The 12281-nt window shown below is 43.8% G+C and carries 15 protein-coding genes; 1 reads left to right on the top strand and 14 read right to left on the bottom strand.

What is annotated here, in order from left to right:
* The 13 genes from atpA to RMO79_RS14615 form a co-directional block, all read right to left on the bottom strand.
* A partial coding sequence (gene atpA, locus RMO79_RS14675) for a F0F1 ATP synthase subunit alpha (RefSeq protein ID WP_310483919.1) occupies positions 1-1261 on the bottom strand: 1261 nt, incomplete at its 3' end.
* 116 nt (positions 1262-1377) lie between these two features.
* Positions 1378-1926 carry an ATP synthase F1 subunit delta gene (atpH, locus tag RMO79_RS14670; RefSeq protein WP_310483918.1) on the bottom strand — a complete coding sequence of 183 codons (549 nt, stop codon included), beginning with the start codon at positions 1924-1926 and terminating at the stop codon, positions 1378-1380.
* Positions 1926-2453, bottom strand: coding sequence for a F0F1 ATP synthase subunit B (locus tag RMO79_RS14665; protein WP_310483917.1), 528 nt, complete (start codon positions 2451-2453; stop codon positions 1926-1928). The genes atpH and RMO79_RS14665 overlap by 1 nt, the downstream gene beginning before the upstream one ends.
* Before the next feature lie 97 nt (positions 2454-2550).
* Positions 2551-3054 carry a F0F1 ATP synthase subunit B' gene (locus tag RMO79_RS14660; protein ID WP_310483916.1) on the bottom strand — a complete coding sequence of 168 codons (504 nt, stop codon included), beginning with the start codon at positions 3052-3054 and terminating at the stop codon, positions 2551-2553.
* 121 nt (positions 3055-3175) lie between these two features.
* Positions 3176-3421, bottom strand: coding sequence for an ATP synthase F0 subunit C (gene atpE, locus RMO79_RS14655; RefSeq protein ID WP_310430087.1), 246 nt, complete (start codon positions 3419-3421; stop codon positions 3176-3178).
* A 125-nt stretch (positions 3422-3546) separates the two neighbouring features.
* Positions 3547-4305 carry a F0F1 ATP synthase subunit A gene (gene atpB / locus RMO79_RS14650; protein ID WP_310483915.1) on the bottom strand — a complete coding sequence of 253 codons (759 nt, stop codon included), beginning with the start codon at positions 4303-4305 and terminating at the stop codon, positions 3547-3549.
* Positions 4306-4390: 85 nt separating this feature from the next.
* Entirely contained in the window at positions 4391-4831 is a 441-nt protein-coding gene (locus RMO79_RS14645) for an ATP synthase subunit I (protein WP_310483914.1), read from the bottom strand.
* 99 nt (positions 4832-4930) lie between these two features.
* Positions 4931-5917, bottom strand: a complete 987-nt coding sequence (locus RMO79_RS14640) for an NAD(P)-dependent oxidoreductase (RefSeq protein ID WP_310483913.1) — start codon at positions 5915-5917, stop codon at positions 4931-4933.
* 97 nt (positions 5918-6014) lie between these two features.
* Positions 6015-6458, bottom strand: a complete 444-nt coding sequence (locus RMO79_RS14635; RefSeq protein ID WP_310483912.1) for a hypothetical protein — start codon at positions 6456-6458, stop codon at positions 6015-6017.
* Between the two features lie 277 nt (positions 6459-6735).
* Complete coding sequence (locus RMO79_RS14630) at positions 6736-7140, bottom strand: ADP-ribosylation/crystallin J1 (RefSeq protein WP_310483911.1); 405 nt, start codon at positions 7138-7140, stop codon at positions 6736-6738.
* Between the two features lie 59 nt (positions 7141-7199).
* Positions 7200-7799 (bottom strand): hypothetical protein, encoded by a 600-nt coding sequence (locus RMO79_RS14625; protein ID WP_310483910.1) that lies wholly within the window; start codon positions 7797-7799, stop codon positions 7200-7202.
* A 101-nt stretch (positions 7800-7900) separates the two neighbouring features.
* The gene (locus tag RMO79_RS14620; protein WP_310483909.1) at positions 7901-9037 is read right to left on the bottom strand and encodes a hypothetical protein; all 1137 of its coding nucleotides are present in this window, start codon (positions 9035-9037) and stop codon (positions 7901-7903) included.
* Positions 9038-9278: 241 nt separating this feature from the next.
* Positions 9279-10445, bottom strand: coding sequence for a CIA30 family protein (locus RMO79_RS14615; RefSeq protein ID WP_310483908.1), 1167 nt, complete (start codon positions 10443-10445; stop codon positions 9279-9281).
* A gap of 188 nt (positions 10446-10633) precedes the next feature.
* Between RMO79_RS14615 and RMO79_RS14610 the strand changes: the two genes are divergently transcribed.
* A complete protein-coding gene (locus RMO79_RS14610) occupies positions 10634-11407 on the top strand; it encodes an ion transporter (protein ID WP_310483907.1) in 774 nt (257 codons plus the stop codon).
* A 131-nt stretch (positions 11408-11538) separates the two neighbouring features.
* On the opposite strand, the gene RMO79_RS14605 is transcribed toward RMO79_RS14610, so the two are convergent.
* Entirely contained in the window at positions 11539-12138 is a 600-nt protein-coding gene (locus tag RMO79_RS14605) for a CHAP domain-containing protein (protein ID WP_310483906.1), read from the bottom strand.
* Between the last annotated feature and the right edge of the window lie 143 nt (positions 12139-12281).

Here is a 12281-nt window from a genome sequence, read left to right as displayed (position 1 = left end):
GGATTTCCCGCAACCGCGCACCACGAGCGAGTTGATTTTGGGTCGCTTGGTCGAGGTCGGATGCGTACTGAGCGAAGGCTTGAAGGTCGTCAAACTGGGCTAATTCTAGTTTTAGCTTACCTGCTACCTTTTTCATCGCTTTGGTCTGTGCGGCGGAACCTACGCGGGATACCGAGATACCTGCGTTAATTGCGGGGCGAAGACCGGAGTTGAATAAGTCGGAGGAGAGGAAGATTTGACCGTCGGTAATTGAAATTACGTTGGTAGGAATGTATGCCGATACGTCACTCGCTTGAGTTTCAATAATCGGTAACGCTGTCATGCTACCGCCGCCGAGTTCGTCGCTGAGTTTAGCAGCACGCTCTAATAAACGGGAGTGAATGTAGAATACGTCGCCGGGGTAAGCTTCGCGTCCTGGTGGGCGACGGAGCAAGAGGGACATTTGACGGTAAGCTTGAGCTTGTTTGGACAAGTCATCATAAATAATCAGGGTCGCTTTACCTTGGTACATGAAGTACTCGGCGATCGCCGCACCAGTGTAAGGTGCAAAGTATTGAAGGGTCGCAGGATCGTTCGCATTGGCGGCTACAACGACTGTGTATGCCATCGCGCCCGCTTCTTCGAGAACGTTGACGATATTCGCAACAGTAGAGGCTTTCTGACCGATCGCGACGTAGACGCAAACTACATCTTCGGACTTTTGGTTGATAATAGTATCGATCGCGATCGAAGTTTTACCAGTCTGTCTGTCTCCGATAATCAGTTCCCGTTGTCCGCGTCCGACGGGAATCATCGCGTCAATGGCGGTAATCCCGGTTTGCATGGGTTCGTAAACCGAGCGACGTTCGATAATCCCTGGAGCCATGAATTCAATCAGGCGAGTGGTGGTAGTAGCGATATCGCCTTTACCATCGATAGGACGAGCTAATGCATCGACTACCCGACCGACAATCGCATCGCCGACGGGAATCTGCGCGATTTTACCAGTTGCTTTAACAGCACTCCCTTCTTGGATACTGCGACCGTTGCTCATCAATACCACACCGACGTTATCGGCTTCCAGGTTGAGAGCCAAGCCCACACTCGCATCTTCAAATTCGACGAGTTCCCCAGACATAACTTTGTCCAAACCATACACGCGGGCGATGCCATCGCCGACTTGGAGGACTGTCCCAACGTTAGATGATTTAACGTCTTGGGTGTACTGTTCGATTTGCTGGCGAATGATGCTACTAATTTCGTCAGGTCTGATACTAATCATAATTATCTATTTACTGATGTTTTCTATAGGTATTAGGTTTTAGGCTTTAGGTATTAGGTTTTGGGTCTTTTAATAGTTATTTAAACCCCTATTCCCTATTCCCTATTCTCTATCCCCTACGCAATACTCAGACCTAAGCGGCGAATTTCGGCGCGTAAGCTGGAGTCGATGACTTGAGAACCAACTTTAATAATGACACCACCGATAATTTCTGGATCGATGTTGGTGGCAATCTCGACACTATTCGAGCCAGTCATACCCTGAACTCGATCGCGAATCGATTGAGTCTGAGCGTCAGTAAGCGCGACTGCACTGGTGACTTCAGCCAAAACGATCCCTTTCATCGCACGCAACGCGGCTTGATAACGCTTACAAATTCCGCGTAAGTAGCCGATGCGTCGTCGATCGACTAAAATCATCAAGAAGTTCGACACGAATGGGTGCACTTTATCGGTAACAATTTTAGCTAAAATTGCTTTTTTATCGGCAATTTTAACGATCGGATTCGCTAAAATTTCGCTTAATTCTGGAGATTCATCGAGCAGTCCTAACAGAGCCGCACAATTGTCGCCAAATTCATCGACTAAATTTTGAGACTGAGCCAGGGACATAAGTGCATCCGCATAAGGCACGAGCACGACACTACCAATTGCACTATCTTTCATTACTTACCTCCTACCAGTGCGATACTACGATCGACCAACTCAGCTTGAGCGGATTCAGTCAGCAGGTTTTTGAGTTGAGCTTCAGCTCTTGCCATTGCTAGTTTAGTCACCCGCGCGCGGAGTTCGGCGATGGCTTTATCTTGCTCGGTACTGGTATCGGCTGCTGCTAATTCTTGCATCCGCGCGATATCGGCGGCGACTTTAGCTTCGATTTCTGCTTTAGCATTTGCCGCGCTGGTAATTGCCGTTTGGCGAATTTGTTCGGCTTCGGTTTGGGCTTGCGCCAGATTTTTTTTAGCTACTTCCAGAGCGGAGGATGCTTGTTTTTGACGAGTTTCGATGTCGCTAATTGCGGCTTCGATTGTGGCTCGCCGTTCGGTAAGAATTTCGGTTAAGACTTTACGCCCGAAGACGATGACAAAGCCTAAAACCAGTGTGAGGTTAAATAAGTTGGTTTCGATTAAATCTAAATTTAAGCCGACCCCACCTTGACCTGCATTGGCGAGGAATAAGTAATTTCCCATCATAAATATATGTTCTAGAACTGCGGGATGCGATCGGTTAACAGGTATTTGTTAGTGCTAACTGTTCGCTATTAACTGTTTTAATCTGGGTAGCAGGCGATTATTTAACTAGCTCGGCTCCTAACAATTTGGTCAGAATCTGATGGCTGAGTGCTTCGACTTGGGGTTCTAGAGCTGCAAAAGCAGATTGCTTTTGCTTATCAATTTCTTGTTGGGCTTGTTCGCGTTGAACTTGGGCTGCTTGTTGAGTTTCGGCAATTTGTCCAGCGGCAATTTTTTGCGCTTCAGCTTTCGCTGTTGCAATTACTGTGTTCGATTCCCGTCTCGTTTCGGCTAGTTCTTTTTCGTACTGATTTTTGAGTGCTTCAGCTTCGGCTAGTCTGGCTTTGGCATTGCCCAAACCACCGCGAATGTACTCGTCTCGATCGTCTAATACTTTACCAAGGGGAGTGTAAAACAGTTTGTTTAATACAAGCACCAAAACGACAAATTGGATTGCCATTAAGGGTAAGGTGGCATCAAAGTCAAACAGTTTACCCTTTTCTGCTACTTCTTCGACTGCGGCTGTAGCCAGCCACAGTGTCCATTGTGGAATCGCGTTCATACTTTCTGAGGGGAATTTTAAGGCTGGTGGAAATCGGCAGTTATAGAAATCGGAATTAGAAATTTTGCACTAAATTCCGATTTTTAAACTGTCCATTCCTACCGCTGGTTGACGATGGCGATTATGCGAAGGGGTTAGCAAACAACAGAATCAGGGCGACAACTAGACCGTAAATCGTCAGAGATTCCATGAACGCCAAGGATAGCAGCAGGGTACCGCGAATTTTGCCTTCAGCTTCAGGTTGACGTGCAATACCTTCAACAGCGGAACCAGCAGCGGTACCTTGACCGATACCAGGGCCGATTGCAGCCAAACCAACAGCGAGAGCAGCAGCGATAACAGAAGCAGCAGCAACAGTAGGATTCATGATGTAATTACCTTAAAAAAATGATTGAGAGAATAAATTAATTGACATTAAACTGGTTTTGTGATTTTAGTTTCCGATATTTAGTTATTCACTATCCACCAATCACTATCCACTATTCACCAAATTTAGTGTTCTTCTTCGTGTTCGCCGTGACCTTCGATCGCTTCACCGATGTACACAGCAGCTAGTGTCGCAAATACCAATGCTTGAATCGCACTAGTAAACAACCCTAACAGCATAACTGGCATCGGGACAATAAACGGAACTAGTAATACTAGTACACCGACAACTAATTCATCCGCAAGGATGTTACCGAATAAACGGAAGCTTAGGGACAGTGGTTTAGTGAAGTCTTCGAGGATATTAATCGGTAGCAAGAACGGTTGCGGTTCGAGGTATTTAGCCAGGTAACCCAAACCACGTTTGCGGAAACCTGCATAAAAATAAGCCAAGGACGTAAGCAAAGCCAGTGCTACAGTGGTGTTGATATCACCAGTTGGCGCGGCTAGTTCGCCTTCTGGCAAGTGAATCAGCTTCCAGGGGAGTAATGCTCCAGACCAGTTGGATACAAAGATGAATAAAAACAGGGTACCGATAAATGGAACCCAAGGACGATATTCCTTTTCTCCAATGTGTTCCTTGGTTAAGTTCCTGATAAATTCCAGGGCATATTCCATCAGGTTTTGAATCCCGCGCGGAATGCGTTGAACATTCCGCCCAGCGGCGATTGCTGCGATTAACAACAAACCGATCACAAACCAAGAGGTAAGGAACACCTGACCGTGAAGTTGTAGCCCACCTATGCGCCAATACAAATGATGACCGACTTCCAATGCCGCTAAGGGCAGAGGATTTATGATGTTTAAACCATCTAACATGTGCATCTAGGAGCCGTTTCTATCGATCGTTTACCAAAATTACAAATATTGCAATTGATGGTCGGTGCTGTGCTAATCCAACATGATAAATTCAGTCGGCGAGCCAGATTGTGCGGAAGATGTAGATTAACAGTGCCGCTTTATAGGTCAAAAAGCCCAGAAAGACTGGCAGAATTTGTAATTCGTGCCATTTAGCCGCCACCAACATCAAGACCACAAATAGGGCAAGACGATTGGGACTTAACTTCACAGACTCATTACCAATCCGGTCTACATCTTTTGCAAGCAGTCTCAAGTACACTACTCCTGCGACTGCACCCAAGAGGTAGCTGAAGGAAATCTTCCAGCCATAGATTAATACCACAGTGACAAATGCCACGGTAGTAATTACTAGAGTAATCAGATACAACTCTTGTTTGAGTTGTCGATACTCACCCATCGAGTCCTCTGCCGATCGAGTTACACTTTCATCAAGCGTAGTTTCCTCGCCGACTAATTTTGTCGGTTGAGGTGTTTCATCAGTAGAGTTCACAGCAGTTTGGTGTTGTTTGAGCCTGACAGACCATCATCGATTGTATCACCCACTGGTAACAATACTTAAAAAAATCGATCGGGATCTAATTCTTTGCGGTTACGTGCGTGGGGGGTTGCTACCAACAAGACCGCGCGTGCGGAAGATATCGGTAATAGTCGGGGCATATCCCGGCAATCCAAATGTTGCAGGACTAACGGGATTGGCATGGCTAAAGTGGCGGTTATTCAGGCAAAACATGTCCCAGTCAGCCATTTGGATCTTAAATATTTTAATAAAGAATTTGGCTAGATCGATCGAGAGGGGAATCTGAAAGGGGCTACGTTTGCCAAAATACGCGCAGATTTCCTTAATGCCTGCCGCCGCGTTGACTTTTTGATTGCCCAGCACGATCCGGCGATCGAATTTATCGGCAAGTTTGGGATGTGCGATCAGATGTCTGACGACTTCGGCGATATCTTTACCATGAATGAAATGGAAGCTGCCATCGGCACTAAACCATTGCAGTATCCCCGCATATTTAGCGATATTTGTCAAGTCAGCAGACAAGAAAGAATAAGGTTTGGTATCGTCGCCGCCAAAAACGAGACTGGGGAAGACTGCGGTAACTTTAGAGGCGATGTGCTGCGCGCTATCGGGGGCGTTTTGGGCTTGAATTAATTTGTCTAAACACTGATATTTAGACATAATATAATCCGTCCCGATTTTACCTGCTTCGGGTAGCAATTTATCTTGCCGATCGAGGACGCTTTCAGTCGAGAAATAAATAACTTGCTGGCAAACTTGGGGGTCGAGTAAATCGAATAAAATATGTGTTTTAGTATAGTTGATATCAAAGGCTTCCTGTCCGCCCCAGCCTGCGGCTGTAAGTACGGCAACGTTAATAGTTTTTAGTAACTCAGCCTGTTTTTCGATTTCCATCATGTCTGCAGTGACGACATGAATGCCGGGACGTGCCTTAATATCTACTTGTAATTTAGCAGGGTTGCGGACAAATAGAAATAGCTCGTGGTCGGTATTTTGAATCAGAGTTTCGCTGATATAATGACCGACACAACCACTAGCACCTGTGACAAGAATACGCATTGAATTAGAGAGAATGGAGTAGGGATAAGCGAACTTAATAATTTAAAATATGCTTAGGTTAAGGAGATCGATCCAAAACAGGAGCGAAAATTGATGACTAGCTAGTACTTTTTTCTCTGTGGTAATCTAGATAACCTAGCGCGGTATCGCGAACTATTTGTGAGTAGTTCTCATTTGTTGCCACTCGATCGAGCAATTTTAATAGATCTACATCGTCAACCCGATCGATCCCGCCATTAATCAATCGATTTAACATCATTAGAGGGAACTCAGATGGTTGACGCAGAACTGACTCGATCGCAAATTTATCGGAAGTGGGATGATAATTTTCAATCCCATGCAGAATCGTCCAGAATATGTCTTCACCATTCTTATCTGGGAATCTTTCATACAAACGAAACCAGACATCAAGGTAGTTGACAGCTTCAGGATGGTTGAAGTAAAGATCTACAAGTGCTTGCAGATGAGTGAGATCCTCGGCACGATCCAACGTCATCAGAGCATCGATCGAATCTATTATTTCTTGAAGATTATTTTCCACTTTTTACTGAGATTGTGCCTACTATCGATCTAGACCGTCAGAGGGTATCTGAAAAGCATAGATCTAAATCCCCCCAACCCCCTTAAAAAGCGGATGCGCGTTCGTCGGGTCTCCCGACGGATTAGCGCACCAAGCAGGGGGAGAAAGAGTCAAAGTTCCCCTTTTTAAGCGGGATTTAGCGGCGTTTTTATTCGGGGGGAACCCCCGAATAAAAAAACGACAAGACAGGGGGATTTAGATCTACGAGCGAAGCCAATAAGACTTTTCAGACACCCTCTCAGATGGCGGTCGTGGCAGGTAAGTTATTAGTCGGATCGATCTTACCAACAAAATTGTCACCATAGTAAGCTGCGATAATTTTTATCGCACCAAGAATATGTCGGTTGAACTCTGATAGATTTTCCGCAGGTATCCATAATTCTTGGTGTACTTGGCTGCTACCGACAATCTGAATTTCAAATTGAGAGATATATGCATCATCGATATCAAATTGAGTTACAAAGCCAGCAAAGCCAGAATTCGGATCGGTAGTGTTCCAATCTTTGGCGATTTGGATACCATATTCCAGATTTAAAACTGGATAAAAAATTGGCTGAGATGGCAATCGGGGTGGAAATGTTAAGAATTTACTATTAGCAATTAGATCTAACTCTTGATAACCGATCGGACGATAAAGACGCATAGAATTAATTCTAATTTAGCTAGTCGTATTTTAACCTTCTGGAAATCGATCGCTTTATTCTAAGATCCACTCACCATCCATTTAAGGATACCAAGAATGCGTTCGACTGGGGTAACCTGATATTCATTTAGATCGAGCGTTAGATCCTTATTTTCAAGCTTGAGGAATTGCCACAACTTTCCGCTGGTAACACAGCCATAGATGACCGGAATCGGCTTGTCTTCATGTGCGTTAAATATTTGAGCAGCGACCATTTCAGCGGCACACTGCCCTAAGCCTACATCTAATTCTCCCTTTTTTGCTTCTACTAACATCACGATCGGAGCTTGAATTATGGATGAGATCGTAGATTTACTTAGTAAGAAGTCACAAAAACCATTCAGACCACGCTCTCTATCGACATTAAACTCTTCACCTGAAAATAGTTGGATTTGGTTGTCGGCTAGTCGCAACAACTCAACCAAAATTGGACTGACTAACAACTCTGATTTTGCCTTTTCAGATTTTGCTTTCTGTGCCAAGGGCAAATATTGTTCAAAAATGTTTAAAAATTCTGGCTTTGGTGATACTGGCAGCAGAGATTCGCAAAAAGCTGACTCTATTAGATTTAAATCGAACTGACCAATCGCATCTTGCAAAGAAAAATTATTATAAGCCATAAATTTAGTTTTTCCACTTCATAAAAGTATCCTCGAAGACAGTTTTGAAGTAAGACTCATCCTCAAGAATAGTCGCAGATCGAATTTAGCGATTGCGATAACTACTTAACTTTTAATTTGAGTGAATAACGCGTTGGGGAATTACCGATCGCGTTGGCAACTTGCATGATGTTAATATAATTACTTAATGCAATTTTAACTGGTGCAAGCGTCCGCACGCTAGTTTGAAACGTTGCATCAGATTTTTGTAAAGCAGCTTGACGTTGAATTGCATTCAAACTATCCCACCGCACGGTAGGATCGGCTTTAAGTTTTGCCAATCGATCGCGTCTGAGCTTATTCATCTCTTTAAGTTCGGGAATATAAGCTTCGAGATTTTGTCCCCAATGAATCCGCATTTGTTCTCTAAATTCATCACTGCGTCGGAACCAGTCACTATCTTTAAATGTCAGCCAATTGGCAGGTAATCTAGACAGAGTTTGTTTGGTATCGGTAGAAATTTTTGGATACTCAGTCGTCAGTTTAGCTGCGATCGCATTTTTGAGTTTGAGATCGGGTGTTGTTACCGATTTTCCCATAATTTCATTGACCATAAAACACAAAGCATCCGCACTAATATCGGTAGTCATGCGGGTTAATGGGGGTTTACCTGGTGCCAACCAATTTTTGGGCGAAGCATCATAAAAAGATACCAACCAGAGCGCGTCAGCATCGCCATCTAATACCTGCTGGCGCAGATTTGATACTAACTTAGTTTGAAGTTGAGTGCGTTCGGCTGGCGTTCCTTTGGCAAGTTGAGGTTCTAGCGCGATGGTTTGGGCGACAGTATTTCTCAATCCCAAATTCGTCATCCATTCTCTGTTCAATCTCGTAGAGATTTTTTGTTGCTGGTTGGGGGTAAATTTGACCGCTAATACTTGTCCGTAGAGATTAGTGAAGTTTCTGACGATCGTGGGTGTCAGCGCGGGTACGATGACTAGTGGCGGACTGCTGGGAGTTATAGTTGGCTGGCTGCTGGGCTTGGGCGTGCTAGTTGGCGTAATGGTAGTAGCTGGAGTGGCTTTTACAGGTGTTTTTGGAGCGGGCGCAGGTGTAGTAGGAGTAGATTTAGAGGGTGGGGTAACTGTAATCGCAGGTGCTACGATGCCGTTGGCGTAGCCTCTGCTGGACGCGAGAATCGTGAGGCTGACAGCACACAAGTAGGCAATCGCGCCAGGATTAATTTTAATTGGTTTCATGGTATCTACATCCCGCTCTATATCGATGAATTGTGTGGCTATTGCTAGTTTATCGATCGATTATACTCTGTTGCGATTACTTTCAGATTGAAGGTGACAATCGAGAGATAATACCCAAACTTCATTGATGGTAATACAACTTCAGGTAAGAGGCAAAAGCCTATTACCAAAAAATCTCGCTAATAATGTTTGGGTTGCGATCTCGGACGCAAATTTATGGGGATTGTTTCAGGGGAAAATGCTAACGACCTAAAATTTGTCCGACTGTCTCTGGTTGGGAGATCGATTTGACTGCAATTGCCGTTACCATGCGATCGTCTAAACTTGCGCTCCGCACGATCGAGAATGGAATGCTAGTAGTCTGAAGTTTAATAGCTAAATTTGCTGAAGTAGCTGTTGGATCGACCGCGATTAATTGCGGCATTATCTTGCCATCGTAAGCAGAAATTGATTCAATTTGTAATGAAAATAAACCGGGCGTAAAATTAGGATTTAAGGCTCGATCGTACTCAAATTTACTCAGCATTAACTGAAACGATCGAATTTGAGTATCATCGATTGGCGGGGCATCGCCGACTGTTTTGGCACGAAAGATCGGTACTAAATCTTGAAATGGGACTCGAACTGTTATCCATTCATCGGCAACTGTATCAAAAGAATAAGCGTAACCGACTCCATCCCATTTTGTCTCAGTCCGTACGAATAACTTATATCTTTGTCCGTCACCTTTAACTTTTAATTCAATTCCTCGGTAATTACTCAGATTGAGACTGGGTTCAAAATTTCGGGTGCGTACCGAAGCAAATCCACCGGAATTATCTGTCGAAACATTACCGCTAAATAGTGCAGAACCAGCACGTAAGCGAATTCCGCTTTCACTCACGCCACCCATCACCACATCATCCACCGCACCCCAAGTCGCCTGAAGATCTAAAGTGGGTTGGGTAAAATCAAAAAGTTCTAGTCGATTGTGGGTGGGTAAATAATTAGTTGCAGCCGCAGTTAAACTATCCAAACAGCCTTCAGATAGAGCAGCCTGCGGATCGGGACAAATAATTATCGCTCGAACCCCTTGCAGCAATCGCGATAGCAAACTATCGTCTAAGCGATCGATACTAAATTCAACCTGCACAAACTCAACATTTGCGGGTACACTAAACGGTGTCAAGCTTAAATCTGCGATCGCTGCTCTGACTCGATAACCGCTTTTGAGTAGTTGCGAAACCATTAATTCGCCGATTGCACCGCTCGCGCCGACTACCAATATTACCCCCAAAGCTCTTCCTCCATCAGTAGTAGATTGACTCGTTGACGTACCCTTCAGCCAGCGTTGCACGTCACTCAAGACGGGAATCGCTTCAAAGTAGCTAACAGTATTTAAAAACCTGCTGACATCCCATTTAGCCATGATGTTGACGATCCAATAGTGGTTATTTTTAATCTTTGCTAGCAGTAACTCTTGCTATTTCGATTATAACGAGTTTATTTTCTTTACCAGTACCAAGCTGGTAAATCTATCGATCGATATAAAGTTTCAAATACATAGCCACACCACGATCGATCGCACTAATTATACCTATCCTCTCAGATTATCTTATGATTATTGCCGATAAAATATTTATTTATTTAGAAGATATCGAACATCCGATCGGCAGAATAGTCAATTTACTCATTACCTGTCTAGTTTTGGTTTCCACCGGAATCTTTGTCGCTGAAACTTATCCACTCGATCCAGAGATGCGATCGCTCATTGGTAAAGTAGATACAATTATTTTATCAATTTTTGCGATCGAGTACTTACTTCGATTCATAGCCGCACCGGATAAATTTAAATATCTATTCAGCTTCTATTCGCTCATCGATTTGATGGCAATTTTACCCGTATTAACCGGAATAACCGATGTTAGCTTCATTCGGATCTTGCGCTGGTTCCGAATCTTACGGTTGCTGAGATTTATTGAAGGTAAAGCTCTACTCGGTAATCTCGATCGCGAAGATAGTTCGATCGTCACCCGCATTTTATTTACGATCTTCTCAATTATTTTTATCTATTCGGGCTTAATTTATCAAGTCGAACATCCCGTCAATCCAAAACAATTTGGTACTTTTTTTGATGCTGTTTATTTTGCAGTAGTCACGATGACAACAGTAGGCTTTGGCGATATTACGCCGACATCTCAAGCGGGAAAAGTGATGACAGTATTGATGATTTTGACCGGGATCGCGCTGATTCCTTGGCAATTGGGAGATCTAATCAAACAAGTTGCCAAAAGTGCTAATAAGGTGAATGCAGTATGTCCGAAATGTTACCTGTCGAGCCACGATCTCGATGCTAGCTTTTGCAAACGTTGTGGTACAAAATTAAACTAGTAGTCTTGGGCGTAAGTAAAGTTACTATTTAGCGGGGAGATCGGAGCGGGGAGCGGGGAGTTGGGATTGTGAAATAGTAACCTAACTTGCGCCGCCTAGTACTAGAGACTACTTTATCATCGATTCAATACTTATAAATAAATAAATTTAGCTGCTTTTGCCACTGGAGTTTTAGCCTTAATTAACTTAATCAGCGGTTGAGCCACATGATTGCCTTCACTAATTAAAAATGAGCCATCAGGATAAACTTTTTCAACAAAAGCAACATGTCCGGCGATCGGATCGGTAGCATAAGAATAAGTAGTATTACCTTCTTGCCAAGTAAACTTGAGATCGGCTTCCCAGACTACCACACTATTTACTTTAACTTTCCGACTTAATCGATTGCGATAAGTACTATTAGCAATGCGATCGTCCCAGGTATGTGCGTCGCCATTGAGTACAGTTCCAATCCCTCGACCATTCTTAAATAAACCCCGTTCTATCGCCCTTCCATAGACAAATTCCACGCATTCAAATGGGTGAACGCCTCTAATTTGTTCGTTTCCCGCAATTATCTGATTGCCACTAGCTCGATAATAAGCACCATTAAGATCGATGCCTAATTTAGCGATCGATGGTAAAGAAATAGCTGATGAATTTTTAGTCTGTCTAGCATCAGTTAGACTAGGCATAATTCCAAATAATAAAGATATAAACACCAGAACTGCTAAAGATTGGGCTGTTTTCATGATGGTGACAATCTCATTAAAATAAATCGGATGGCAAAGCCTAGATCCAGATTACCCACAAGCGGCGTTTTGTTTGGGGGGGTGCCCCCCAAAAAAAAACGACAAAAAGGGGGACCCCCAAAGGTTTAATTTGTTTAAGGGGG

The sequence above is a fragment of the Chamaesiphon sp. VAR_48_metabat_403 genome, assembly GCF_031422475.1.
Taxonomy (GTDB): Bacteria; Cyanobacteriota; Cyanobacteriia; order Cyanobacteriales; family Chamaesiphonaceae; genus Chamaesiphon.
The sequence above is the reverse complement of the archived record's forward strand: the minus strand, read 5'-3'. Positions and strand labels throughout refer to the sequence as shown.

Excerpts from the sequence above, each read along its gene's own strand:
- atpE (WP_310430087.1), bottom strand. The coding sequence starts at position 3,421 with ATGAATCCTACTGTTGCTGCTGCTTCTGTTATCGCTGCTGCTCTCGCT.
- RMO79_RS14620 (WP_310483909.1), bottom strand. The coding sequence starts at position 9,037 with ATGAAACCAATTAAAATTAATCCTGGCGCGATTGCCTACTTGTGTGCT.
- RMO79_RS14660 (WP_310483916.1), bottom strand. The coding sequence starts at position 3,054 with ATGAACGCGATTCCACAATGGACACTGTGGCTGGCTACAGCCGCAGTC.
- RMO79_RS14665 (WP_310483917.1), bottom strand. The coding sequence starts at position 2,453 with ATGATGGGAAATTACTTATTCCTCGCCAATGCAGGTCAAGGTGGGGTC.
- RMO79_RS14605 (WP_310483906.1), bottom strand. The coding sequence starts at position 12,138 with ATGAAAACAGCCCAATCTTTAGCAGTTCTGGTGTTTATATCTTTATTA.
- RMO79_RS14625 (WP_310483910.1), bottom strand. The coding sequence starts at position 7,799 with ATGGCTTATAATAATTTTTCTTTGCAAGATGCGATTGGTCAGTTCGAT.
- RMO79_RS14640 (WP_310483913.1), bottom strand. The coding sequence starts at position 5,917 with ATGCGTATTCTTGTCACAGGTGCTAGTGGTTGTGTCGGTCATTATATC.
- RMO79_RS14610 (WP_310483907.1), top strand. The coding sequence starts at position 10,634 with ATGATTATTGCCGATAAAATATTTATTTATTTAGAAGATATCGAACAT.
- atpB (WP_310483915.1), bottom strand. The coding sequence starts at position 4,305 with ATGCACATGTTAGATGGTTTAAACATCATAAATCCTCTGCCCTTAGCG.
- atpH (WP_310483918.1), bottom strand. The coding sequence starts at position 1,926 with ATGAAAGATAGTGCAATTGGTAGTGTCGTGCTCGTGCCTTATGCGGAT.
- RMO79_RS14630 (WP_310483911.1), bottom strand. The coding sequence starts at position 7,140 with ATGCGTCTTTATCGTCCGATCGGTTATCAAGAGTTAGATCTAATTGCT.
- RMO79_RS14615 (WP_310483908.1), bottom strand. The coding sequence starts at position 10,445 with ATGGCTAAATGGGATGTCAGCAGGTTTTTAAATACTGTTAGCTACTTT.